Here is a 23,971-nt window from a genome sequence, read left to right as displayed (position 1 = left end):
GGCCGTACCAGGGGTGGCCGACAAGGACGCAGCGCACCGCACCGCGGCTACGCAGCGATTGCGCCGGCTGCGCCAAGCCTGATTCACGAAAAATACGAAGAGGACTTCACCGTGATCGACAAGAATTTCCGTCTCAACCCGCTGACCGGCGCCATCCTGATGATGGCCCTCGGTGCCTCTGGCACGCTCGCTGCCGCCCCCAAACTGCTGGTCAAGGAACCGACCCAGGCAGCCCCGGCCGGCGAAGCGTTCGGTAGCCGGTTGATCGTGCGCTACAAGGACAATACCGCCGCTGCAACCGATCGCAGCAGCAAGCTGAGCGCCGTGCAGGCCGCGGTGGGCCGCGTTGGCGCCAGTACCGGCGCGCGCAGCAGCGCTGCCGCCGCCAAGGCGACGTATGTGCGCAAGCTGGGCATCGGCTCGGACCTGATCAAGCTGTCCAGCACGCTGACCGCCGCGCAGGTGGACAAGGTGGTGGTCGAGCTCAAGAACGACCCATCCGTGGCCGACGTGCAGATCGACCGCATGCTGCGCCCGATCGATATCAGCAAAAGCCTTCCTGCCACCGACGTGAGCCCGCAGCTGGTTCCCAACGACCCGTTCTACGCCCAGTACCAGTGGCACCTGAGCAACCCCAACGGCGGCATCAACGCACCGGGCGCCTGGGATCTGTCGCAGGGCGCAGGCGTGGTGGTGGCGGTGCTGGATACCGGCATCCTGCCGGATCACCCCGATTTTGCCGGCAATCTCCTGCAGGGCTACGACTTCATCACCGACGCCGAAGTCTCGCGTCGTCCCACCGATGCGCGCGTGCCGGGCGCACTCGATTACGGTGACTGGGAAGAGGCCGACAACGTCTGCTACGCGGGCTCGCAGGCGCAGGAAAGTTCCTGGCACGGCACCCACGTTTCGGGCACCGTGGCCGAGGCGACCAATAACGGCGTGGGCATGGCGGGCGTCGCGCCGAAGGCGACCATCCTGCCGGTGCGCGTGCTCGGCCGTTGCGGCGGCTACACCTCCGACATCGCCGATGCGATCGTGTGGGCCTCCGGCGGCAGCGTCGACGGCGTGCCGGCCAACACCAATCCGGCCGAAGTGATCAACATGAGCCTCGGGGGCGGCGAGCCCTGCGATTCGGCCACCCAGCTGGCGATCAATGGCGCGGTGTCGCGCGGCACCACCGTCGTGGTCGCGGCCGGCAACAGCAGCGAAGATGCGGCCAACCATTCGCCGGCCAGCTGCAACAACACCATCACCGTTGGCGCCACGCGCATCACCGGTGGCATCGCCTACTACTCCAACTACGGCAGCAAGGTCGACCTCTCTGGCCCGGGCGGCGGCGGTAGCGTGGACGGCAATCCGGGCGGTTACGTCTGGCAGGCCGGGTACACCGGTGCGACCACGCCGACCTCCGGTAGCTATACCTATATGGGTCTAGGCGGCACCTCGATGGCCTCGCCGCACGTGGCCGGCGTCGTGGCGCTGGTGCAGAGCGCAGCCATCGGTCTGGGCGATGGCCCGCTGACCCCGGCTGCGGTCGAAGCCCTGCTCAAGCAGACCAGTCGCCCCTTCCCGGTGACTCCGCCGGCCAGCACCCCGATCGGCAGCGGTATCGTCGACGCCAAGGCCGCGCTGGAAGCCGTGCTGGAGGAGCCGTGCGACCCGGCCACCGAGAGCTGCGCGCCGAGCGCCATTGCGCTCACCAACAAGGCGCCTGTTGCTGGATTGAGCGGTACCGCCGGCAGCTCCACGCTGTACAGCTTCGAGGCCAAGGCCGGCGCCGTGCTCAGCTTCATGACCTACGGCGGCACCGGCGATGTGTCGATGTACGTCAGCTTCGAGGCCGAGCCCAGCGCCACAAGCTACGACGCCAAGTCGACCCGTCCGGGCAACAGCGAAACCGTGCGTTTCACTGCCCCCAAGGCCGGCACCTACTACATCAAGTTGGTCGGCGCGGCGAGCTACGCGAAGCTGACGCTCGTTGCACGACAGTAAGTAGCGAAATAGTGTGACCGATGCCCCCGGCCAATCGCCGGGGGCATTGTTTTTCAGGGCGTTTCAAATGCGTGCGGTTGATCGTCGCGGCAAACTGCTACAGTCGGCGCCGGACCAGTGGAGACGAGTGTGAACGCGGTTGCCGTCGATCCAATCGAGCATCGAAGTGCGGAGACGCGCATCGTCGATGCGCTGCTTGAACGCCGTCGTCTGAAAGACACCGATCTGCTGCGCGCGCGCCAATTGCAGGCCGAATCCGGCATGGGCCTGCTCGCCTTGCTCGGCCGTTTGGGTCTGGTGTCCGAACGCGATCATGCAGAAACCTGCGCCGATGTGCTTGGCTTGCCGTTGGTGGACGCACGCCAGCTCGGCGACACGCCGCCGGAAATGCTGCCGGAAGTACAGGGGTTGTCGCTGCGCTTTCTCAAGCAATTTCATCTGTGCCCGGTCGGCGAACGCGATGGCCGGCTGGAGCTGTGGATCGCCGATCCTTACGACGATTACGCCATTGATGCGGTGCGTCTTGCCACCGGCTGCACGTTGCTGTTGCAGGTGGGCCTGCGTTCGGAAATCGATGACCTGATCGAGCGCTGGTACGGCCAGGGCCGCAGTGCGATGGGCACCATCGTGGAAACCGCCGATGGCGATGCCAACAGCAGCGACGACATCGAAGCGCTGCGCGATCTGGCCTCCGAAGCGCCGGTGATCCGGCTGGTGAACCTGGTGATCCAGCACGCGGTGGAACTGCGCGCCTCCGACATCCATATCGAACCGTTCGAAAGCCGGCTCAAGGTGCGTTACCGCGTGGACGGCGTGCTGGTGGAAGGCGAAAGCCCACCGGCCAAGCTCACTGCTGCAGTCATCAGCCGCATCAAGATCATGGCCAAGCTCAACATCGCCGAGCGCCGCCTGCCGCAGGACGGCCGCATCATGCTGCGCGTGCAGGGCAAGGAGCTGGACCTGCGCGTCAGCACCGTGCCCACCGCGCATGGCGAAAGCGTGGTGATGCGCCTGCTGGATCGCGAAACGGTGGTGTTCGACTTCTACAAGCTGGGCTTTACCGAAGACTTCTTGCCGCAGTTCCGCAAGGTGCTGGAGCAACCGCACGGCATCATGCTGGTCACCGGCCCCACCGGCTCGGGCAAGACCACCACGCTGTACACCGCGTTGAGCCAGCTCAACACCTCGGATGTGAAAATCATCACTGTCGAAGACCCGGTGGAATACCAGATCGAAGGCATCAACCAGATCCAGGCCAAGCCGCAGATCGGGCTGGATTTCGCCAACGCATTGCGCAGCATCGTGCGTCAGGATCCGGACATCATCATGATCGGCGAAATGCGCGACCTGGAAACCGCACGCATCGCGATCCAGTCCGCGCTCACCGGCCACCTGGTGCTGTCCACGCTGCATACCAACAACGCGGCCGGCGGCATCACCCGTCTGCTCGACATGGGCGTGGAGGATTATCTGCTCACCTCCACCATCAACGGCATCCTGGCGCAGCGCCTGGTGCGCAAACTCGACCTGGCCAACGCCGAGCGCTACGCCGCCTCGCCGGAAGAAATCGCCAGGTTCGACCTGCGTCGCCTGCAACCGGAGGGCGAGATCTTCCTGTATCGCCCGCGACCCTCGGCCACCGCGCCCACCGGTTATCTGGGCCGCACCACCATCGTCGAATTCCTGGTGATGAACGACGAATTGCGCCGTGCGGTGATGCGCCGTGCCGGCATGGGCGAAATCGAACAACTCGCCCGCCAGGCCGGCATGCGCACCATGTACGAAGATGGGCTGTCCAAGGCCCTGCGCGGCGAAACCACCATCGAAGAAGTCCTGCGCGTCACGGAGGATGCGTGATCGGTAACGCGACAGAAACACGCCTGGCAGGCACCGGACCAACGAACCGCCAGCACGGCCACCCGCTGGCTCCGCTGTGCGTGCACAGCGATGCGTGCGCGATGTCGCCAATACGCAGCGATGTGCTTTTCCCGAATCCCGATTCCCGATTCCCCAATCCCGGCCTCCCAGCCTGATGCCCCTCTACCGCTACAAGGCCCTGGACGCCCACGGCGAAATGCTCGACGGCCAGATGGAAGCGGCCAGCGATGCCGAGGTGGCGTTGCGTCTGCAGGAACAGGGCCATCTGCCGGTGGAAACGCGCCTGGCCACCGGCGAAAACGATTCGCCGTCGCTGCGCATGCTGCTGCGCAAGAAGCCGTTCGACAATGCGGCGCTGGTGCAATTCACCCAGCAACTGGCCACGTTGATCGGCGCGGGGCAACCGCTGGACCGTGCACTGTCGATTCTGATGGATCTGCCCGAAGACGAAAAAAGCCGGCGGGTGATCGGCGATGTGCGCGATACCGTGCGCGGCGGTGCGCCGTTGTCGTCCGCACTCGAGCGCCAGCACGGGCTGTTTTCCAAGCTGTACATCAACATGGTGCGCGCCGGCGAAGCTGGCGGCAGCATGCAGGACACGCTGCAGCGGCTGGCCGATTATCTGGAGCGCAGCCGTGCGCTCAGGGGCAAGGTGATCAACGCGCTGATCTACCCGGCCATCCTGCTGGCGGTGGTGGGCTGTGCGTTGCTGTTCCTGCTCGGTTACGTGGTGCCGCAATTTGCGCAGATGTACGAAAGCCTGGATGTGGCACTGCCATGGTTTACCCAGGCGGTGTTGAGCGTGGGCCTGCTGGTGCGCGACTGGTGGATCGTGCTGATCGTCGTGCCGGGCGTGCTGGGGCTGTGGCTGGATCGCAAGCGTCGCAATGCCGCGTTCCGTGCATCGCTGGACCAATGGCTGCTGCGCCAGAAGGTGGTCGGCAGCCTGATTGCCCGGCTGGAAACCGCACGCCTGACGCGCACCCTGGGCACCTTGCTGCGCAATGGCGTGCCGTTGCTGGCGGCGATCGGCATCGCGCGCAACGTCATGTCCAATCTGGCGTTGGTGGAGGATGTTGCCAATGCGGCCGACGACGTCAAGAACGGCCATGGCCTGTCGATGTCGCTGGCACGCGGCAAGCGCTTTCCGCGGCTGGCGCTGCAGATGATCCAGGTGGGCGAAGAGTCCGGCGCATTGGACACGATGCTGCTCAAGACCGCCGACACCTTCGAGCTGGAAACCGCGCAGGCCATCGACCGCGCACTGGCTGCGCTGGTGCCGTTCATCACGCTGGTACTGGCCTCGGTGGTGGGGCTTGTCATCATTTCGGTCCTGGTCCCGCTGTATGACCTCACCAATGCAATCGGCTGAGAGCGGAGCTCTGTGCAACGGTGCAGTCTTCACCCGAGCACAGCCGCTGCTCGGAATCGGCATGGCGCGCTCGTACACTGCACATCCCGCGCGTGTGCCGCGTCCAACGGCCAAGCGCGCGCAATGCCCTGTCAGCCACGCGCTTGACCGGGCAGCGTATTCACCACAACGTTCCGGTGACCGCACGACACCCATGCGGGAACCTTTGCAATGCCCGCCGTGTCATGTGTTGGCGGCAGCATCCTTCATCGACGTGCAAGGAAATCGTTCATGATCAAGCGTTCCATCACCCGCAGTCCGTCGCGCGCAGGCCAGGCCGGTATGAGCTTGCTGGAAATCATCATCGTCATCGTGCTGATCGGTGCGGTGCTCACGCTGGTCGGCAGCCGCGTGCTGGGCGGTGCCGATCGCGGCAAGGCCAATCTGGCCAAGTCGCAGATCCAGACGCTGGCCGGCAAGATCGAGAATTTCCAGCTCGACACCGGCAAGCTGCCGAGCAAACTCGATGACCTGGTCACCCAGCCCGGCGACAGCAGCGGTTGGCTGGGCCCGTACGCCAAGCCGGCCGAACTCAACGACCCATGGGGCCACGCCATCGAATACCGCGCGCCCGGCGACGGTCAGCCGTTCGATCTGATCAGCCTGGGCAAGGACGGCAAGCCCGGTGGCAGCAGTTACGACGCGGACATCAAGTACCAATAAGCGCTCGCCATGCGCGTTGCGTGTCAGCCGTTGCGTCATCGGCATGAAGTGGTCGGCCCTGGTCGGGCACGCGCGCGTGGCACCTCGTTGCTGGAGATGCTGCTGGTGATCGCGTTGATCGCAATAGCCGGCGTGCTTGCTGCCGCAGCATTGAACGGCGGCATCGACGGCATGCGCCTGCGCACTGCCGGCAAGGCCATCGCCTCGCAGCTGCGCTACACGCGCACCCAGGCGATTGCCACCGGCACACCGCAGCGGTTTCTGATCGACCCGCAGCAGCGGCGCTGGGAAGCACCCGGCGGCCATCACGGCGATCTGCCGCCGTCGCTGGAAGTGCGCTTCACCGGCGCGCGCCAGGTGCAATCGCGGCAGGATCAGGGCGCGATCCAGTTCTTTCCGGATGGTGCGTCCACCGGCGGGCGCATCGATCTGCAGGTCAAGGACGCCCGATGGCGCGTGGACGTGGGCTGGATCACCGGTGAGGTGCGTTCGGGCCCCTTGCGGACGCCGGCGCCATGAAGCGTCAGCGCGGTTACACCCTGATCGAAGTGATCGTTGCCTTCGCGTTGCTGGCGTTGGCATTGACCCTGTTGCTGGGGTCGTTGTCCGGCGCCGCACGCCAGGTGCGCGCGGCCGATGAAAGCACGCGCGCCACCTTGCACGCGCAGTCGCTGCTGGCCGTGCAGGGCATCGACAAGCCGCTGCAGCCCGAGCAGCAGCAAGGCACGTTCGAAAACGGCCACTTTCGCTGGTCGATGGACGTGCGCCCGTACGACGAGCCACGGCGCAACCCGCAGGCGCCGATGTCGCCCGGCGCGCACCGGCTGCTGCAATTGACCTTGGTGGTGCGCTGGGGCGAGCAGCCCAATCAGATGCTGCAATGGCGCACGTTGCGGCTGGTGGCGGCCAACACGCAGGGCAGCCCGCCATGAGCCGTTCGCGCAGCGCAGGCTTCACCTTGATCGAAGTGCTGCTGGCCACGATGTTGCTGGTCGGTGGGTTGGCGTTGGCGTTTGCCACCTTGCGCTCGGCCAGTGCGGTGAGTCAGCGCGGCGAAGCGATCGCACAGCGCAGCGAGCGCGTACGTGCGGTGGAAGAATTCCTGCGGCGGCGGCTGGCCGCCGCATTGCCGATCGCCATGGGCATCGATACGCAAAGCCAGCAGCCGATCCTGTTCATCGGCGAGCCGCAACGCCTGCGCTTTGCCGCAGACGTGCCCGATTACCTGGGCCGCGGCGGGCCGTATCTGCACGACCTGTCGGTCGCCGGCGATGGCGATCGGCGCAACCTGCTGATTGCCTTGACCATGCTGCAGTCCGGCAAGTCGATCGAAGAAAGCAGCCCGCTGCCGCCGGAGACCCTTGCCCAAGGCGTGCAACAGGTGAGTTTTCGGTATCGCGGGATGGATCCGCAAACCGGGCGCCTGAGCGCATGGCTGCCGCAGTGGGAATGGCACGACCGCTTGCCGCTGATGGTGCGCATCGACATCCGCAGCGACGATGCCGCATGGCCGCCGCTGGTGGTGGCGTTGCCGCAATCCAGCAACCCGGGGGCAGGGCAATGAGTCGTTCGCGCGGTGCCGCGCTGGTGCTGGTGTTGTGGTTGATCGCATTGCTTACCGCGATGATCGGTGCGTTCGCGCTCACCGCGCGCGTGGAAGCGCTGCAGGGCAGCATGCTGCGCAACGGCGCGCAGGCGCAGGAGTACGCACGTTCTGGCCTGGAATACGCATTGTTTCGCTTGCAAGATGCCGACACCCAGGCACGCTGGCGCCCGGACGGCCGACGTTATCGCTGGCAGATGGACGATGCCAGCGTGGAGATTCGTATCACCGATGAAAGCGGCAAGGTGGATCTGAACATGGCCGAGCCCACCTTGCTCGCCGGTCTGGTGCGCGCGGTGGGCGGCGAGCAGGCCAGTGCCGGGCGCATCGCCGGTGCCATCGTCGATTGGCGCGATGGCGATTCATTGAGCCAGCCCGGCGGTGGCGCGGAAGATCGCGATTACGCCGATGCCGGGCTGCCGTATGGCGCAAAAGACAGTCCATTCGAAACCCTGGGCGAACTGCGCCTGGTGTTGGGCATCGACGGCGAGCTGTATCGCAAGCTGTTGCCCAACGTCACGCTGTACAGCGGTCGTTCGCGGCCTGAAGCGCGTTTTGCGCCCGCCCCGGTGCTCACCGCGATGGGTCTGGACGCGCAGCAACTGCTGGCCCAGCGTGACGCGCCGCTGGGTTTGCCGGGCAGCGAGGCGACGGTCGGTGGGTCTGACACTTATAGTATCGAGAGCCGGGCGCGACTGAGTCAGGGACGCGAGGCCGTGTTGCGGGCGGTGGTGTCGACCAGCGCGTCCGCATTACCAGGGTCGGCCTATACCGTGTTGCGTTGGGAAGAGGGAGCAGCAGTGCAATGACCGCATGGCGGGATACCTTGGGTCGTATCGGCGTACGCGCCATGCCGGGAGCCGGAGGCTTCTGGCGTTGGTGGCAACAATCGCTGCTGGCCTGGCTGCCGCAGCGGTGGCAATGGCAGTTGGGCCTGTCGCAGGCACGCCTGCTGTTGCAACAGGATGGCGACACGCTGCAGTTGCTGCGCCAGCGCGATCACAGCTGCGACACCGTCGCCAGCCTGCCGTGGCCGGTGCATCCGCAGGAAGTCAATGGCTTGCTGCCGACAGCGCTTGAAGGCCTGCCGCGGCATTGGCTGTTGCCGGCCGCGCACGCCTTGCGCCGGCCATTGCGCCTGCCCGCAGCGGCAGCGGCACGCCTGCAGGACGTGGCGCGTTTCGAGATCGATCGACAAACCCCGTTCACTGCCGACCAGGTGTATTTCGATGCGCGCGTGCTCGATGTGCGCGAAGACGGCCAGCTCGATGCCGAACTGGTGGTGGTGCCGCGACGCATGATCGATGGCCCGGCCGGTGTGCCGGACGCATGGAACAGCGCGCTGTCGGGCATCGATGTGACCGACGCCAATGGCCTGCCGTTGGGCGTGAACCTGCTGCCGCCGACGCGACGCCTGCGCCGCAGCGACCCGATGCAGCGCTGGAACCTGTTGCTGGCCGCCTCTGCGCTGGTGCTGCTGGCCGTTGCCGGCTGGCTGCTGCTCGACAACCGCCGTCAGGCCGCCGACGATCTGCGCGCCAAGGTGCAGGCCAACGCCGCGCGCGCGCGCAAGGTCGCTGCCGAACGGCAGCAATTGATGGACCTGGTCGAAGGCGCGCGGTTCTTCCAGCAGCAACGCGCCACCCGCCCGACCTCGGTCGAAATCTGGGACGAACTGAGCCGGCGCCTGCCCGGTGGCACGTATCTAGAAAAATTTTCGGTCGAAGGCGGGCAACTGCAGTTGATCGGATTGAGCAACGAAGCCTCTTCGCTGGTGCGTCGTCTGGAAGGCTCGCCGTTGTGGCGTACGCCGTCGTTGACCGGCGTGCTGCAGAGCGATGCCGGCCGGAATGTCGACCGTTTCACCATCACCGCCGAGCTTGCCGGCCCCGATGCGAAGGAGGCGGCCGATGCCACGCAGCGTTAAGCGCGATCGCTGGATCGCTTTGGGCCTGCTGTTGCTGGTGATCGGCGTGGCCTACCTGGTGCTGGTGCACCCATGGTTCACCCAACCGATGATCGCGGTGCAGGACGACCTGCAGGCGCTGCGCGAACGCGAGCTGCGCGTGCGCGTGCAATTGCAGCAGGCGCCGGAAGTCAGCAAGCGGCTGCAGCAGGCGCGGCAGACGCTGGAAAGCCGCCCGGGCTTCCTGCCGGAAACCTCGGCCGAACTCGCCTCCGCCGGGCTGGTGCAGCGGCTGGAACGCGCGGTGGTGGAGGCCAGTCCTGGCAACCGCAGCTGCGCCATCAGCAATCGCTCGCCGTTGCAGCCGGAGAGCAAGAACCGCTTCACCCGCGTGGCGGTGCAGGTGCGTCTGCGCTGCGGCACGCCGGAACTGGCCTCGGTGCTGTACAGCCTGGAAAACGGCACGCCGCGCTTGTTCGTGGACAACCTCAACGTGATGGCGCAGCGCTACCAGCTCTCGCCCAACGAAAGCGGCAACGGCCTGGATATCGCCTTCGAGCTGGCCGGCTATCTGCGCCCGGGCGCCAGCGCCGCACCGCTGAACAACGAGGCCGCACCTGCTGCCCCCAACGCGGCGGAGGCCAGCAATGCGCCTTGACATGATCGGCCTGCGCACCTGGCTGCTGGCCACCGTGGTCGGTTGGGCGCTGTTGGTGTGCGTGCTGGCCGTCGCCGGCCTGGGCAAGCGCGTCGAGCTGCTGCCCGACGACCCGGCGCTGGTGCAGCGTCTGCCCACGTTGCCGGCACCGGCGCCGGAGCGCCTGGGCCCATTCGAGAAATATTCGGAAATCGCCGCGCACCCGGCGTTTGCCGAAGACCGCCTGCCGCATCCGTTCTTCCTGTCCGGCAACGATGGCAGCAGCGCCGCTTCGACAGTACGCCTGACCGGCGTGCTGCTGACGGACAACTTCAAGATGGCGACGTTGACCCTGGACCCGCAGGATTCGGTGCGCGTGCAGCTGGGCGGCGAAGCGGTGAAAGGCTGGCGCCTGCTCGCCCTGCAGCCGCGTAGCGCAACCATCGAAGGCCCCAGCGGCACGCAAACCCTGGAATTGCATGTGTTCAACGGCCAGGGCGGGCAGCCGCCCACCGCCAATGCCGCCGCACGGGGTGCCGCCACTGCCACCCCGCCGGTACCGTCCCCCGACGCTGCCGCACTTGCCCCGCCGCAGCCGCCGCAACCGCAACCGGTCGCGCCGGTGCAACAGCAGCAGCCAGGCGGGCAGACACCGCCAACCGTGCCGCCGCAGCGCAGCGATGGCGCGCAGGAAGCCCCACGCCCCTCCGACGATCAGATGCGTGCCATCCGCGAACGCATCGAAGCCCGACGCCGCCAGCTGCAACAGCAGCGCCAGAGCGGCTCTACCCCCGGTCAGACCCAATGAGTGAACGCATGACGCCGCGCCTGTTTCCCGTGTCCCTGCTGATTGGCCTGCTGGCCGGTTGCGCCACCACTCCGCCGCCGGACGTGCGCCGCAACGCGCGCCTGGATCCGCAAGTCGGTGCTGCCGGCGCCACCCAGACCGCCGCCGAGCAGGCTGCCGATGGCAACGCCAACGCCAGTGCCAAGCCCAGTCCGGTGATCCGGCGCGGCAGCGGCACCATGATCAACCAGGGCGCCGCGTCCGCGCCGGCGCCCACGCTGGGCATGGCCAGCAGCGGCAGTGCCACCTTCAATTTCGAAGGCGAATCGGTGCAGGCGGTGGTCAAGGCGATCCTGGGCGACATGCTCGGCCAGAACTACGTCATCGCGCCCGGCGTGCAGGGCACCGTGACCTTGGCCACGCCCAATCCGGTGTCGCCCGCGCAGGCGCTGAACCTGCTGGAGATGGTGCTGGGCTGGAACAACGCCCGCATGGTATTCAGCGGTGGCCGCTACAACATCGTGCCGGCCGACCAGGCGTTGGCCGGCACCGTGGCGCCCAGCACCGCATCGCCCTCTGCCGCACGCGGTTTCGAGGTGCGCGTGGTGCCGCTGAAGTTCATTTCCGCCAGCGAAATGAAAAAGGTGCTGGAGCCGTACGCGCGCCCGAATGCCATCGTCGGCACCGACCCGGCGCGCAATGTGATCACCCTGGGCGGCACTCGCGCCGAGCTGGAAAACTATCTGCGCACCGTGCAGATCTTCGACGTGGACTGGTTGTCGGGCATGTCGGTGGGCGTGTTTCCGATCCAGTCCGGCAAGGCCGAAAAGGTCAGTGCGGATCTGGAAAAGGTGTTCGGCGAGCAGAGCAAGACCCCCAGCGCCGGCATGTTCCGTTTCATGCCGCTGGAAAACGCCAACGCGGTGCTGGTGATCACCCCGCAGCCGCGTTATCTGGATCAGATCCAGCAATGGCTGGACCGTATCGACAGCGCCGGTGGCGGCGTGCGGCTGTTCTCCTACGAGCTGAAGTACATCAAGGCCAAGGACCTGGCCGATCGGCTTTCGGAAGTGTTCGGTGGCCGCAGCAACGGTGGCGATTCCAATGCGTCGCTGGCGCCGGGGTCGGAAACCAGCGTGCTCGGTGGCACGCTCGGCAACCGCGACAGCAGCCTGGGCAGCAGCTCCGGCATGACCGGCGGCAGCATCGGCGACAGCAGCGATGGCAGTTCGTCGGGCAGCGGTTTCGGCACCAGCGGTAGCAGCAGTGGTGGTTTGGGTAACGGCAGCCTGCAGCTGTCGCCGCGCAGCAATGGCAACGGCGCAGTGACGCTGGAAGTGGCCGGCGACAAGGTGGGTGTCTCGGCGGTGGCCGAGACCAATACCTTGCTGGTGCGCTCCACGCCGCAGGCATGGAGCTCGATCCGCGACGTCATCGAGAAGCTCGACGTGATGCCGATGCAGGTGCATATCGAGGCGCAGGTAGCCGAGGTCAACCTGACGGGCCAGTTGAGCTATGGCGTCAATTGGTATTTCGAGAATGCGGTCAATGCGGCCACTGACTCGAATAGCAACGGCCCGGGCTTCGGTGGAGGTGCAGGACTTCCCAGTGCTGCAGGGCGCAATATCTGGGGCGATATTGCCGGCAAGGTCACTGGTGACGGGGTGGCGTGGAGCTTCCTCGGCAAGAATGCCGCCGCAATCATCACTGCGCTGGACAAGGTCACCGACGTGCGTCTGCTGCAGACCCCGTCGGTATTCGTGCGCAACAATGCCGAGGCCACGCTCAACGTCGGCTCGCGCATCGCCATCAACTCCACCTCGATCAATACCGGCATCGGTGTGGATAGCAGCTATTCGTCGGTGCAGTACATCGATACCGGTGTGATCCTCAAGGTGCGCCCGCGTGTCACCAAGGACGGCATGGTGTTCCTGGATATCGTGCAGGAGGTCAGCAGCCCGGGCGATCGACCGACCGCGTGCTTGTCTGCAACCGCCACCATCAACGCGGCCGCCTGTAATGTCGACATCAATACGCGCCGGGTCAAGACCGAGGCCGCCGTGCAGAGCGGCGACACCATCATGTTGGCCGGCTTGATCGACGACAGCACCACCAATGGAAGCAATGGCGTGCCGTTCCTGAGCAAGTTGCCGGTGGTCGGTGCGCTGTTCGGCACCAAGAGCCGCACCAGCAACCGCCGCGAAGTCATCGTGCTGATCACCCCGTCGATCGTGCGCAACCCGCAGGAAGCGCGCAATCTCACCGACGAATATGGCCAGAAATTCAAGGCCATGGAACCTCTGAAACCCAACCAGAAGCCGCAATGAGTGCAGCGCTGCCGGTCGTGCTGGTGCCGGTGGGCACCGACGACGAGGCGCTGGATGCGTGTCTGGGCGCATTGGATGCGGCCACGCCTGCAGGAACACGCGTGTGGCTGGCCGATGATGCGCAGGCCGGCCCGCGCGGGCGCGCAGTGATCGAACATTGGCTGGCACGCACGCCATTGCAGGCGCATTACACCCGTCGCCAGCGCATGCTGGGCGAGGTGGCGCATCTGGACGAAATGCTCAGCGCCTGCGGCGATGCCGACGTGGTGGTGCTGGGGTTGGATGCTTGCCCGTTGCCGGGGTGGTTGCGGCAGCTGACCGCGTGTTTTGCACGCGACGCCGCGATCGCCACCGCCACGCCATGGAGCAATGTGGGCGAGGCCTGCAGCTGGCCGCGGCTGGGCGAACTCAACCCGATGCCGGATTCATCCGAGCGGCTTGCGGCTGCCTGTGCCGCGATGCCGCCGCTGCACCCGGAACTGCCGTCGGCGATCGGGCATGCGGTGCTGTTGCGCGGAACGGCGCGGCGCAAGGCCGGTGGCCTGGACGCCAGCAGTTACGGCTCCTGGTACGCGGCGCTGGTGGATCTGAGCCTGCGCATGGGTGGGCTGGGCTGGCGTAACGTGCTGTGCGACACCGCCTTCGTTGCCTCCCCGCACGAGGGCCGCCCGGCCGAAGGCGACGTGGACGCGCTGGCTACCCGCTGGCCGGCCTGGCATGCGCGCCTGGCCAATTTCCTCATGCACGACCCGTTGCGCGCGCAGCGCGACCAGCTGACGCAACTCCTGGCGCACCTCCCGCCACCGGATCTGCAACGCGCGTTGTTCGACGCCTAGCGTCGCCGCCGGAACGACCTGCCCACCGCCAGGCACGGTGATCGTCCGCAATCTACATGGATCACGCAGGCACGACGACGTTCGTCATCCGATCATGCGCACATCGCAACTGCAGGTTCCACTCCGCTGCCGCACTCGCTGCTCTCGCGATCGCACTTGTCGCATGACCGGATCGATGTCGTGATGCCTGCATCAGGCGAAAGGCGGAACCACCGCCCAATCAGCAGCCGTGCCCCGTCGATGCCGCCGGCACGTCACCGATGCGTTCTGGCCGAAACGTCATCCGGCCTATCAAGTAGCTTCGAATCTGCTGTTGATGACACCGAGGTGGCAGCAAAGCCGCACACACCACGAACGCAGCAATGCGGCACGCTCTTCAACGATTCCCAATTCCCAATTCCCAATTCCCAATTCCCATTCCCAATTCCCGGCCCTAAAAAGCAGACCGCGTCGGCGCCTCGGTCCGCACCACCACATCCAATGCGTCGTGGCGCCAGGATTCGATATCCAGTTCCACCGCGCGGCCGTCTTCGGCAAAGCTGATCCGCTGCAGCCGAAAACACGGCGTGCCGGGCGTGGACTGCAGCAGCATCGCCTGTGTCGCGTCCAATCCGGCCGGATGCATCGACAGCTGCGCGCGGCTCAGGAACAGTCCCAGCCGCTGGTTGAACACGCTGGACAGCGACCCTGCCAGATCGTGTTCGAGCAGGCCCGGCGCCCAGTCCGCAAGCACCACATTGGTTTCCAGCAGCACTGCGCGGCGGTCGATCCAGCGCCGACGTTGCAGGACGAACACCTCGTCGTACGGGCTGTCCAGTCGCAACGCCGCGGCGTAAGCCGCGCCCGCGACCTGCCGGGTGGCGCTCAATAATTCAGTGCGCGGCTTGCGTCCTTGCGCCGCCACGTACTGCATGAAGCCGGCGATGCTGGTGGGGTCGTAGCGCACGCGCGGCGCGCTGACGAACCAGCCGCGGCGGTTTTCGCGATAGATGCGGCCTTCGGCTTCAAGCTGCTGCAGCGCTTCGCGCAGCGTGATGCGGGTGCAGGAAAATCGCTCGGCCAACGCGCGTTCCACCGGCAGGCGTTGATCCGGTCCCCATTCGCCGGCAGAGATTTGTGCGGAGATCGCTTCGGTGATGGTGTGTTGGCGCGACACGCTCATGCGGCGAACCGCAGGCGGAAGACGCAGGGCGTGAGCAAGGCAATGAGGTGGCAGGCGTGCATGTTGCGATGGTAAAGAAGAACGCGCGCACAAACCGCGACCGGCTTAGCGTGCGACGGCCAGGTTCTGTTTCTGTTGGGTTTTCCAGCTATGCCAGCCGTACACCGCAAGCGCCACGAAGCCTGCGTAGAGCAGGGCAGTAGGGTACAGCCCCTTGCTGATGAAGACGCCGACGTAGACGCAGTCGAGCACGATCCACAATACCCAGTTGGCGATGCGCTTGCGTGCTGCCCATACGCTGGCCACCAGGCTGAAACTGGCCAGCGCCGCGTCCAGCCACGGCAGCACCGCATCGGTGCGGTAATGCATATAGGCGCCGAGCGCCGCAGCGAACGCCGCGCCGATGCCCAGCGAAAGCCAGCGTTCGGCGGACGGCATCGGCAGCGGGCGTATCCGCGTGTCTGCAGCGTTGCCGGGTTGCCAGTGCCACCATCCGTAGAGCTGGGTCAGCACGTAGACCCCTTGCAGCAGCATGTCCGAGTACAGCTTCCACTGGTAGAACAGCCACGCATACAACGCCACCGCCACGATGCCCACCGGCCAGCACCAGCGAATGCGCCGCGCGGTGAGCCACACGCCCAGCAGGTTGATCACGACAGCGATGGATTCGAGCAGCGACATGCGGTACCTGGTGCGTGATAGGTCAACGTGTTGCGGCGTAGGAGGCGTTGGGACGACGGTGCATACAGTTCAGCCTTGGAACACGGCACCTCGTCGTCCACGAGCACAATCCGCAGGCGAGCTGGCAGCGCCGGTGACCGGCTGTCGACGCTGCCCGACAATGTGTGCCTACACTGCAGGTTAGAAATCCACCTGCACCGTCAGCCGTGCGGTGCGCGGCGCACCGGGGAACAGATACGCATCGCCCTGATATTCGCCGGAATCGCGCCAATAGCGCTTGTCGAACACGTTGTCCACGTTCACGCGCCAGGTGGTCGCCAGCCCGCCCAGCGCCGTGGCGTAGCGGGCACCCAGGTTGGCTACGGTATAGGCCGGCACGTTGGCGTTGCCGAGGCGGTCGGCAAACTTGCGCCCGCTGTATTGCACACCGCCCAGCAGGGCCAGACCATCGATACCGGGCACGCTGTAATCGGCCTGCACGCTGGCGCGCAGCTTGGGCACGTTGATCGCCTGATGGCCTTCGTACTCGGCAATGTCGGTGTCCTCTGCACGCGCGCGGATTGCCGCGACGCTGGCGAACAGACGCAGCTGCCGGGTCGCTGCACCGTCGGCAGATAGCTCCAGACCGCGGTTGTGCAGGCGGCCCTGCTGCACATAGAGCAGACCGCCGTCGGCCTGCGGTTGGGTGAACTGATAGGCCTGGCGGATGTCGAACAGTGCCGCGCCCAGACGCAGGCCCTGCAGGTCGATCTTTGCGCCGGTTTCCAGTTGGTACGCATTGGTGGGCGGCAGGATCTGGTCGGCGTTATCGGCAAACCACGGCGCCGTGCCGCCGGCCGCCAGGCTCTTGGCGTAGCTGGCATACAGCGACATGTTCTGCTGCGGTTTGAACAGCAGCGCCGCCTGCGGCAGTACCGTGTCTTTGCGCGTGCGTCGCTCCAGCAGGCCGTCGCGATCGAAGCTGCGTTCGTTCAGTTGCACGTAGCGCGCGCCAAGCGACAGTTCCCACTGCGCGCCCAGGCCGATCCGGTCGGCCATGACCAGCGCGCGTTGGCGGCTGTCCAGACGGCGCTGCTTGGGGTCCAGCGCAACATCGGTCTGCGCAAAGACCTCCGGGTCGCGATCGATGCTGCCGCCGCCGACGAATTCGTTGACCGAACCAAAACGGTCGATGGTGCGGCGCAGCCACTCGCCGCCGATGCTCAGGTGTTGCTCAAACGCGCCGGTCGCGACGTGTCCTTCGAGCGTGGCACGCAGCTGATCGTGCATGCGGGTGTCGTCGGGGCTGCGGTAATCGTAGATGTCGTATTCGCCCTGCGCGCTGAAGAAGTTCGGCGTGGCGATGTCGGCGCAACTTGCCGCGCCATAACAGCCCCAGGCGAATGCAGAGAAATCGTTGATCTTCGAGCGACTGCGCGATGCTTCGGCGGTGGCGCGCCAGTCGTCGTTGAACTGGTAGGCGTAACGCAGCTGCGCGTTGAGCGCATCCATTTCCACCGGCCGCGCCCACGGCTGGTAGCCGAGCAGGCGGTGCACATCGATATCGCGCGGTACCTGCGTGCCGCCCAGCAGTTGATAGCCGGGCACCGAGCGCTGTTGCCGGTGCTGATACTCCACGTCCAGCTGCAGCAGCGCCTGCGGGGTGATCTTCCAGTCGCCGGCCAGCGACAGGAAATTGCGGTAGCCGTCGGCGTGATCGACATAGCTGTCGATGTCTTCGCGTGCGGCGTTGACGCGTAAGCCCAGCGTGCGTTCGGCACCGAACCAGTCGCCCAGATCGGCGGCAACATAGCGCGAGCCCTGTTCGTCGGTGCCCAGGGTGACGCTGCGCACGTGCTCGGGTCGCTTGGTGCGGTAGTCGATCAGTCCGGCCGGTTCGTTGACGCCCGATTGCAGCCCGGCCAGGCCCTTGAGCAGTTGCACCTGCTGTTTGTTCTCCAGTGCGATCGATTGTTCGCCCACCGCGCTCATGCCGTTGATGCGGTAACTGTTGGCGGCATTGAGCGAATAGCCGCGCACCACGAAGTTTTCGTAATAGCCGATCGGCGCATACGCATCGCCGGCAGATGCATCGGCGCGCAAGACCTCGCTGAGTACGCGCGCCTGGCGATCGAGCAATTGCGCACGATCGATGATCGCGATCGAGGCGGGGGCGTCCAGCAGCCGGGTGGCGCCAAATCCGCTCAATGCCGTGCTGGTCTGCGCGCGCTCGCCACGCACGTTGACCGCGTCCAGTTCGACCGCATCGGCGCCGGGTTGTTGCTGCGCCAGTGCGGGGGCGCAGCACAATGCCAGTGCAAGCGCGAGTGGGCAGCGGGACAGCAGGGGGAAGGCAACGGACATTGGGCAGGACTCGACAGAGAAAGGAAAGTGCTCACGGCAGCCGGCGCGCACGTGCGTGCAGATGCGCGAGCAGGTGCTGGCCATCGGTGCTGGCGAACCAGTCCGCGTGGCCGAGCAGATAGCGGTGATAGGCGATATCGACATTGGCGGGCGAACGCGTGATGCCGGCGAAATATTCCATTTCGCTCAAGGCGAAGTCGGCATGCACGATCGGCAGCAGCGCAGCCAGGCGGTGCAAGTGGTTTGCGTCCAGTGGGCGATGCTGCGCGTAGCCCTCCAGCAGCGCGTCGAGCTGGTCGAGCTCGGCCTGTGCGCGTGCGCCGGTGTCCAGCCGCAACCAGGGGATGAGGTTGCGTTCGATCGCGGTGGCCAGATCGAATAGCGCGCTGCTGCAATCGCTCAATCCGAAATCGAAGACGGCGCTGACGCGGGTGGCTCCGTCGGTGGTGTCCCACAGCAGGTTGGACGCATGCCAATCGCCGTGGGTCCACAGCGGCGGTAGCGCGCCTGGCGCAGACAGCAGCGGCCACGCCTGGGCATGCCAGGGCAGCACGTGGGTGGCCAGATCGTCTGGCCAGGGGCGGTCCTGAAGGGCTGCTTCAAGGTGCGGCCGCGTTGGCAAGGCATCGTGCAACGCCTGCAGGGGGTCTGCCTGGGCAAACAATCGCAGATTGGCGACCAGCACGCTGGTGGAGCGTGCCGGCGCATCGAAACCCTGGGCCGCGCAATGCAGTTGCGCCAACGCGGCGCCGGCCGCCCGCGCATGCGCAACATCGGAGAACGGCGTCCACGACAATGCATCGCGGTAGAGGTCGTGCCCCGCACCCACCCGCTGCACTTCGTACACCCAATCGGCGTGCGCCAGCGCAGTGCGGCCCCGGGCGTCGTGCAGCACCTCCACCACCGGCGCGCCGGCCCAGCGCAGATGGGCCATGAAGCTGTGTTCCTCGCGCAGCGCGGCTACGCTGCGCACACTGCAGTGGTGGCGTTTGACGATGACCGGGCCGCTTGCAGTGTCCACGCAGGCCGCTGCCGAGAACGGGCGCGCGCTATGCCAGCGCACCGCAGTGAGGTGGCCCACCGCCGCAAACCGCTGCAGCACGCGATGGATTTCATCGGTGGTCAGGACTGGCCAGTCCGGCAATGCCAGTTCCAGGCTCATGCCATGCACCTGATGCGGCACGTTCATGGCCTGACTCCCGACGGGCGCGGCAACCGTGCTGCGCCGGTGAGTGGTATAGACCAGGTTATCGGGAGTGAGGCGGCGGACGCGGCGCGCGCGCCGGCAAGAACAAGAACGGCGCTGCCGGGCCGTTGTCGCATCGCATCCGCCATCAGGTCGCGGCGATGCAAGCAATGAAAAGGCAGCGCGAAACCGCAAGGTCGCTAACCGTCATCTCAACAATCAGGTGTGGGAGTGCACCAAAAGCAACCTGCAACCCGGCTGGCGATCAGGTGCAGCGGGCGACGCGCTCTGACGCAGATGTACTCCTGGTACATGCATCGCGTGCTGCCCGCGCTTGCCTGGCTGCGCAGTCGGTTTGCCGGTTGCACAAAAGTGTGGCAACGGAAACCGCGTGCGGCTCCGGGCGCGCAGTATGCGCCTTGCGGCGGTGGGTCGCCATGCTGCAAGGCGCGTTCGCGCCCGGGCACTGCGTGCAAGCGGAAGCGTGGCGCAGTTCCAATCGCGTCCGGACGTCGGCGCGATGCGGCCGCGGCAGCGCCTGTCGCGCAGCGAGCGTCGGCCAATCCAAGATGGCGCTGCGCCGCTCCGGCACCGGATAATGGCCGGATGACTCCCGTCCAGATCGCCGCCGTCGTCGTCACTTATGAAAGCAGCAGCACCATCGATGCGTGCCTGTCGCGATTGCGCGCGGCCGAGGGCATCAGCGAGATCCGCGTGGTCGACAACGCTTCCAGCGACGACACCCTGGAAGTGGTGCAGCGTCATGCCCTGGCCGATGCGCGGCTGCATTTCATCGCCAATCCCGACAACCCTGGTTTTGCGACTGCCTGCAACCAGGGCGCGCGCGATTCGCAGGCACCCTGGCTGGTCTTCATCAACCCGGACCTGATGGTCGCGCGCGATACCTTGCTGCAGCTGTACGACCGGGCAGCGGGACATCCGGCGGTGTTGCTGGGGGTGGAGCAGGTGGATGAGCAGGGGCGCCCGGATGCGGCCGTGCGCCGCCGCGACCCTGACTTCGCCGCGATGCTGCGCGCGCCGCGCGCCGCCGCCAATCTGGCGGTGCCGGCCGATCCGTCGCGCGCCCTGCAGCCGGTGGATGCCATTTCCGGGGCGTTGATGCTGATGCAGCGCAGCCTGTTCGACCGGCTGGGCGGCTGGGACGGCAATTACCGGCTGCATGCTGAAGACCTGGATCTGTGCCGGCGCGCCCGCCAGGCCGGTGCCCTGGTGGCGGTGGCCAACGATCTGCAGGTGCTCCACGTACGCGGGGTCTCCAGCCGCGCGCGGCCGTTCTTTGTGGAGTGGCACAAACATCGTGGATTGTGGCGCTATTTTCGTAAATTCGAGGCCGATCGACGCGGGCTGCCGACGCGGCTTGGCGTGTGGCTTGCGATCTGGATCCACGCAGTGGCCCAGGTGCCGCGTTTGTTGCAAAACAAATGAGTTGGATCGCGTTAAATTTGTGATAAGTCGGTGATGGGGCGCCGGCCGCAACTGTGATACGTTTCGCCCCGAAGTGTGATCAACCCTAGCTTCCTGTCCCTTCCGGGTCCCCCATCAGGAATCGTGCAATGTCTTTACAGAACGACCCGCAAAGGCGGGTACGTCGGTCGTGCGCTACCCCGCTGCAGTCCAGTTCGATTGCCTCGCCGTGTCATCCCCATCCAACCCAACCGCGTGCGCTGTCGGTCCTGGCATCGGCGCTTGCACTGAGCTGTGTGCTGGCCGCATTGCCAGGCACCGCATTGGCCGGTGCGTGGACCCAGCCGCAGGGCGACACCCTGGTGATCGTCAAGGCGCTGCATAGCGATGGCCGCGGGTGGTTCGACGACAGCCACCACCGCACGACCTTCGGCGACGGCCAGCAGTTCGATGGCAATGGCCGCAGCCGTCAGGACCAGCTCAACGTCTATGTCGAGCATGGTCTGACCGAAAAGCTCAGCTTCATCGGCAACTTCTATTTCAACGACGTGGGTTTCAGCAACCACGATGCCGTCAACGGCCGTCAGCAAACCACGACGACCGGTTTTGCCGATCAGGAAATCGGCTTGCGCTATGCGTTGCCGAGCGCGCAGAACGATGTCTGGCGCAGTGCCGTGCAGGCCCTGGTGAGCATCCCCGCGTATGGGCGCAGCAAGACCTACCACCCGAACAATCCTTCTGCCAATTCCGACCCTGCGCTTGGCCTGGGCGACTATGGCCTTGAGCTGCGCTACAGCCGCGGCCGTGGCTACACGCTGGGCGGCCGCAACGGCTATGTCGATCTGGGGGGTGCGGTCCGCCTGCGCGGAAGCGCGGCGTCCGACGAACTGCGGGTAGACGCGTCCACAGGTCTGAGTCTGACCCCGAGTTGGCTGCTGTTGGGCGAACTCAATGTGATCCAGGGGTTGGGCAACGGGCGTGGCAACTTCGATGTTGCCGGTAGCGGTGGCGGCGTGGGCTTCGTCGCCACCGGCACCAACTACGATCTCACCAAGTTGCAGTTGTCCACGCTGTACACGGCGCCGGGTGGCAGCCAATGGCAGGTGGGGTATCAGCAGCCGGTGATGGGGCGCAACACCGGTGCCGCGGGCGGGCCATTCGTGGCCGCCTGGTGGCGTTTCTGAGGGGCCGCACATGACGGTCACTTGCGAAACGGACGCGCTGGGACGAGCACCGGACATCGGCCGCGAACGCGGTCTGCTGGGTCGTGCGCTGGTGTCTGCAGGCGTCATCACCGATGAACAGCTGCGCTCGGCGCTGGCCTTGCAGCAACGCTGGAATTCGCGCCTTGGCGATGTGATCCTGGCCCAGCGCGGCGTGCCGGCGCAGCGGTTCTACGCCATCGTTGCCGCACACTTCGGGCTGCAATTCATCGATCTGGTGCAGCAGCCGCCGAATCCTGCGCTGCTCACCCCCGGCGACCTGGATAGCTACGCGCAGCGCCTGGTGTTGCCGTGGCGGCGCGAGGACGGTGTGCTGGTGCTGGCGGTAGCCGATCCGGATCCGGCCTTGTTCGCCTGGGCACGTGCCCATTACGGCGAAGACGTGCGCTTTGTCGGTACCGCCAAGTTCGACATCATCTGGAGCCTGCAGCGCTATGCCGACGAGCAGCTCACCGACAACGCGCTGAACCTGCTTGCGGCGCATGCGCCGACGTATTCGGCACGCCAGGTCATCACGCGCGGGCAGAAGTTCGCGTTGTGGGCGTTGGCGGCGGTGATGCTGGCGACGTTGGTGCTGTTCCCGGTGCCGGCCCTGATTGCCGTCAACGTGCTGGTGGCGCTGGGCTTTCTGGCCACCTTCGGGTTGAAGTTGCTGCTGGTGTGGTTCGGCTCGCGCCATCGCATCGACATCAAGGTCACCGAAGACGAGGTGGCCGCGCTGCGCGACGACGACCTGCCGGTCTATACCGTGCTGGTGCCGATGTACAAGGAGCCGGAAGTCCTGCCGATCCTGGCCAACGCGCTGCGCAAGCTGGATTACCCGATCAGCAAGCTGGACGTCAAGCTGGTGCTGGAAGCGGACGACCTGGACACCATCGAAGCGGCCAAGAAACTCGGCCTGGAAGCGTTCTTCGAAATCATCCGGGTGCCGCCGTCGCAGCCCAAGACCAAGCCCAAGGCCTGCAACTACGCACTGCATTTTGCGCGTGGGCAGCTGCTTACCATCTACGACGCCGAAGACAAGCCCGAGCCGGACCAGCTCAAGCGCGTGGTGGCGGCATTCCGCAAGGCCGAAAAGGATGTGGTGTGCATCCAGGCGCGGCTGAACTACTACAACGCCGACGAAAACTGGCTGACGCGGATGTTCACGCTGGAGTACACGCTCTGGTTCGACTTCTACCTGCCGGCGCTGGAATACCTGCGCATTCCGATTCCGTTGGGTGGCACCTCCAATCACTTCCGTCTGGACGTATTGCGCCAGGTGCGCGCGTGGGATCCGTACAACGTCACCGAAGACGCCGATCTGGGCGTGCGGCTGATCCAGAACGGATACCGCGTCAATGTGGTCAATTCCACCACCTTCGAAGAAGCCAACGTCAGCATTCCCAACTGGATCCGGCAGCGGTCGCGCTGGCTCAAGGGCTATATGCAGACCTGGCTGGTGCACATGCGCGACCCGGTGCATCTGTATCGCAGCACCGGCTTCAAGGGATTTTGGGGGTTCCAGTTCTTCATCGGCGGCGGTTTTTTCACCGCATTGGGCGTGCCGGTGCTCTGGGCGTTGTACGCGGCGTGGGCGCTGACCGGCACCACGATGTTCGAACGCTTCTTCCCGCCGTGGCTGGCGGGGGTCTCGCTGGTCAATCTGCTGCTGGCCAATGCGTTCTTCATCTACATCACGCTGGTTGCAGCGTTCAAGCGCGACTACTTCAAGCTGGCGCCGTACGCACTGACGGTGCCGTTCTACTGGGCGTTGCAGTCGATCGCCGCCTACAAGGGTCTCTGGCAGCTGATCCACAATCCGTTCTATTGGGAGAAGACCACGCATGGCATCAGCAAGCATTCGGAAAACGAGCGCCGCGCCGCACTCGAAGAGTGAGCCGGTTGCGCAGCGTCGCGAGAGCGGGC

General features: G+C 65.8%; 20 protein-coding genes. 16 read left to right on the top strand and 4 right to left on the bottom strand.

Annotated elements, in window-relative coordinates:
- Positions 1-111 precede the first annotated feature (111 nt).
- The 13 genes from ACCQ07_RS17270 to ACCQ07_RS17210 all read left to right on the top strand — a co-directional run bounded on the left by ACCQ07_RS17270 (position 112) and on the right by ACCQ07_RS17210 (position 14,043).
- Positions 112-1,995: a diffusible signal factor-regulated S8 family serine peptidase gene (locus tag ACCQ07_RS17270; protein WP_372363490.1), complete on the top strand. Its 1,884-nt coding sequence runs from the start codon at positions 112-114 to the stop codon at positions 1,993-1,995.
- Positions 1,996-2,124: 129 nt separating this feature from the next.
- Entirely contained in the window at positions 2,125-3,852 is a 1,728-nt protein-coding gene (gene gspE / locus ACCQ07_RS17265; RefSeq protein WP_014091052.1) for a type II secretion system ATPase GspE, read from the top strand.
- 175 nt (positions 3,853-4,027) lie between these two features.
- Positions 4,028-5,245, top strand: coding sequence for a type II secretion system protein XpsF (xpsF, locus tag ACCQ07_RS17260; protein ID WP_003490504.1), 1,218 nt, complete (start codon positions 4,028-4,030; stop codon positions 5,243-5,245).
- A gap of 270 nt (positions 5,246-5,515) precedes the next feature.
- Entirely contained in the window at positions 5,516-5,947 is a 432-nt protein-coding gene (gspG, locus tag ACCQ07_RS17255; RefSeq protein ID WP_003490502.1) for a type II secretion system major pseudopilin GspG, read from the top strand.
- A 9-nt stretch (positions 5,948-5,956) separates the two neighbouring features.
- A complete protein-coding gene (xpsH, locus tag ACCQ07_RS17250) occupies positions 5,957-6,466 on the top strand; it encodes a type II secretion system protein XpsH (protein WP_372363489.1) in 510 nt (169 codons plus the stop codon).
- Positions 6,463-6,879 carry a type II secretion system protein XpsI gene (xpsI, locus tag ACCQ07_RS17245; RefSeq protein WP_008576216.1) on the top strand — a complete coding sequence of 139 codons (417 nt, stop codon included), beginning with the start codon at positions 6,463-6,465 and terminating at the stop codon, positions 6,877-6,879. The genes xpsH and xpsI overlap by 4 nt, the downstream gene beginning before the upstream one ends.
- Positions 6,876-7,511, top strand: a complete 636-nt coding sequence (locus tag ACCQ07_RS17240; RefSeq protein ID WP_218507103.1) for a type II secretion system protein J — start codon at positions 6,876-6,878, stop codon at positions 7,509-7,511. Before xpsI ends, ACCQ07_RS17240 begins: the two co-directional genes overlap by 4 nt.
- A complete protein-coding gene (locus tag ACCQ07_RS17235; RefSeq protein WP_005913507.1) occupies positions 7,508-8,359 on the top strand; it encodes a type II secretion system minor pseudopilin in 852 nt (283 codons plus the stop codon). Before ACCQ07_RS17240 ends, ACCQ07_RS17235 begins: the two co-directional genes overlap by 4 nt.
- Positions 8,356-9,477 (top strand): PilN domain-containing protein, encoded by a 1,122-nt coding sequence (locus ACCQ07_RS17230; protein WP_005913509.1) that lies wholly within the window; start codon positions 8,356-8,358, stop codon positions 9,475-9,477. The genes ACCQ07_RS17235 and ACCQ07_RS17230 overlap by 4 nt, the downstream gene beginning before the upstream one ends.
- The gene (gspM, locus tag ACCQ07_RS17225; protein WP_005913511.1) at positions 9,461-10,114 is read left to right on the top strand and encodes a type II secretion system protein GspM; all 654 of its coding nucleotides are present in this window, start codon (positions 9,461-9,463) and stop codon (positions 10,112-10,114) included. The genes ACCQ07_RS17230 and gspM overlap by 17 nt, the downstream gene beginning before the upstream one ends.
- The gene (gene xpsN, locus ACCQ07_RS17220) at positions 10,104-10,901 is read left to right on the top strand and encodes a type II secretion system protein XpsN (protein WP_011348579.1); all 798 of its coding nucleotides are present in this window, start codon (positions 10,104-10,106) and stop codon (positions 10,899-10,901) included. Before gspM ends, xpsN begins: the two co-directional genes overlap by 11 nt.
- On the top strand, positions 10,898-13,207 hold the full coding sequence (gene gspD / locus ACCQ07_RS17215; protein ID WP_372363487.1) for a type II secretion system secretin GspD: 2,310 nt from the start codon (positions 10,898-10,900) through the stop codon (positions 13,205-13,207). Before xpsN ends, gspD begins: the two co-directional genes overlap by 4 nt.
- On the top strand, positions 13,204-14,043 hold the full coding sequence (locus tag ACCQ07_RS17210) for a glycosyltransferase family 2 protein (RefSeq protein ID WP_372356802.1): 840 nt from the start codon (positions 13,204-13,206) through the stop codon (positions 14,041-14,043). The genes gspD and ACCQ07_RS17210 overlap by 4 nt, the downstream gene beginning before the upstream one ends.
- Before the next feature lie 433 nt (positions 14,044-14,476).
- On the opposite strand, the gene ACCQ07_RS17205 is transcribed toward ACCQ07_RS17210, so the two are convergent.
- The 4 genes from ACCQ07_RS17205 to ACCQ07_RS17190 form a co-directional block, all read right to left on the bottom strand.
- Positions 14,477-15,205 (bottom strand): UTRA domain-containing protein, encoded by a 729-nt coding sequence (locus tag ACCQ07_RS17205; protein WP_008573738.1) that lies wholly within the window; start codon positions 15,203-15,205, stop codon positions 14,477-14,479.
- A 105-nt stretch (positions 15,206-15,310) separates the two neighbouring features.
- On the bottom strand, positions 15,311-15,886 hold the full coding sequence (pnuC, locus tag ACCQ07_RS17200) for a nicotinamide riboside transporter PnuC (protein ID WP_008573740.1): 576 nt from the start codon (positions 15,884-15,886) through the stop codon (positions 15,311-15,313).
- A gap of 180 nt (positions 15,887-16,066) precedes the next feature.
- The gene (locus tag ACCQ07_RS17195; protein ID WP_372363486.1) at positions 16,067-18,229 is read right to left on the bottom strand and encodes a TonB-dependent receptor; all 2,163 of its coding nucleotides are present in this window, start codon (positions 18,227-18,229) and stop codon (positions 16,067-16,069) included.
- 31 nt (positions 18,230-18,260) lie between these two features.
- Positions 18,261-19,418: a phosphotransferase enzyme family protein gene (locus ACCQ07_RS17190; protein ID WP_071118496.1), complete on the bottom strand. Its 1,158-nt coding sequence runs from the start codon at positions 19,416-19,418 to the stop codon at positions 18,261-18,263.
- Between the two features lie 603 nt (positions 19,419-20,021).
- Here ACCQ07_RS17190 and ACCQ07_RS17185 point away from each other — a divergent pair.
- From ACCQ07_RS17185 to ACCQ07_RS17175, 3 genes are all read left to right on the top strand, one after another.
- On the top strand, positions 20,022-20,861 hold the full coding sequence (locus ACCQ07_RS17185; protein ID WP_011348572.1) for a glycosyltransferase family 2 protein: 840 nt from the start codon (positions 20,022-20,024) through the stop codon (positions 20,859-20,861).
- Positions 20,862-20,989: 128 nt separating this feature from the next.
- On the top strand, positions 20,990-22,024 hold the full coding sequence (locus ACCQ07_RS17180; protein ID WP_209261399.1) for a hypothetical protein: 1,035 nt from the start codon (positions 20,990-20,992) through the stop codon (positions 22,022-22,024).
- A gap of 10 nt (positions 22,025-22,034) precedes the next feature.
- The gene (locus tag ACCQ07_RS17175; protein ID WP_372363485.1) at positions 22,035-23,942 is read left to right on the top strand and encodes a glycosyltransferase family 2 protein; all 1,908 of its coding nucleotides are present in this window, start codon (positions 22,035-22,037) and stop codon (positions 23,940-23,942) included.
- Positions 23,943-23,971 lie beyond the last annotated feature (29 nt).

The sequence above is a fragment of the Xanthomonas sp. NCPPB 3583 genome (assembly GCF_041475715.2).
In the GTDB taxonomy this organism is placed as follows: Bacteria; Pseudomonadota; Gammaproteobacteria; order Xanthomonadales; family Xanthomonadaceae; genus Xanthomonas; species Xanthomonas euvesicatoria.
This window is presented reverse-complemented; position numbering and strand designations above follow the sequence as displayed.

Bases quoted from the DNA above. Each gene is read 5' to 3' on its own strand.
- xpsF (WP_003490504.1), top strand. From the start codon at position 4,028: ATGCCCCTCTACCGCTACAAGGCCCTGGACGCCCACGGCGAAATGCTC.
- gspG (WP_003490502.1), top strand. From the start codon at position 5,516: ATGATCAAGCGTTCCATCACCCGCAGTCCGTCGCGCGCAGGCCAGGCC.
- xpsH (WP_372363489.1), top strand. From the start codon at position 5,957: ATGCGCGTTGCGTGTCAGCCGTTGCGTCATCGGCATGAAGTGGTCGGC.
- xpsI (WP_008576216.1), top strand. From the start codon at position 6,463: ATGAAGCGTCAGCGCGGTTACACCCTGATCGAAGTGATCGTTGCCTTC.
- ACCQ07_RS17240 (WP_218507103.1), top strand. From the start codon at position 6,876: ATGAGCCGTTCGCGCAGCGCAGGCTTCACCTTGATCGAAGTGCTGCTG.
- ACCQ07_RS17235 (WP_005913507.1), top strand. From the start codon at position 7,508: ATGAGTCGTTCGCGCGGTGCCGCGCTGGTGCTGGTGTTGTGGTTGATC.
- ACCQ07_RS17230 (WP_005913509.1), top strand. From the start codon at position 8,356: ATGACCGCATGGCGGGATACCTTGGGTCGTATCGGCGTACGCGCCATG.
- gspM (WP_005913511.1), top strand. From the start codon at position 9,461: ATGCCACGCAGCGTTAAGCGCGATCGCTGGATCGCTTTGGGCCTGCTG.
- xpsN (WP_011348579.1), top strand. From the start codon at position 10,104: ATGCGCCTTGACATGATCGGCCTGCGCACCTGGCTGCTGGCCACCGTG.
- gspD (WP_372363487.1), top strand. From the start codon at position 10,898: ATGAGTGAACGCATGACGCCGCGCCTGTTTCCCGTGTCCCTGCTGATT.
- ACCQ07_RS17210 (WP_372356802.1), top strand. From the start codon at position 13,204: ATGAGTGCAGCGCTGCCGGTCGTGCTGGTGCCGGTGGGCACCGACGAC.
- ACCQ07_RS17205 (WP_008573738.1), bottom strand. From the start codon at position 15,205: ATGAGCGTGTCGCGCCAACACACCATCACCGAAGCGATCTCCGCACAA.
- pnuC (WP_008573740.1), bottom strand. From the start codon at position 15,886: ATGTCGCTGCTCGAATCCATCGCTGTCGTGATCAACCTGCTGGGCGTG.
- ACCQ07_RS17195 (WP_372363486.1), bottom strand. From the start codon at position 18,229: ATGTCCGTTGCCTTCCCCCTGCTGTCCCGCTGCCCACTCGCGCTTGCA.
- ACCQ07_RS17190 (WP_071118496.1), bottom strand. From the start codon at position 19,418: ATGAACGTGCCGCATCAGGTGCATGGCATGAGCCTGGAACTGGCATTG.
- ACCQ07_RS17185 (WP_011348572.1), top strand. From the start codon at position 20,022: ATGACTCCCGTCCAGATCGCCGCCGTCGTCGTCACTTATGAAAGCAGC.
- ACCQ07_RS17180 (WP_209261399.1), top strand. From the start codon at position 20,990: ATGTCTTTACAGAACGACCCGCAAAGGCGGGTACGTCGGTCGTGCGCT.
- ACCQ07_RS17175 (WP_372363485.1), top strand. From the start codon at position 22,035: ATGACGGTCACTTGCGAAACGGACGCGCTGGGACGAGCACCGGACATC.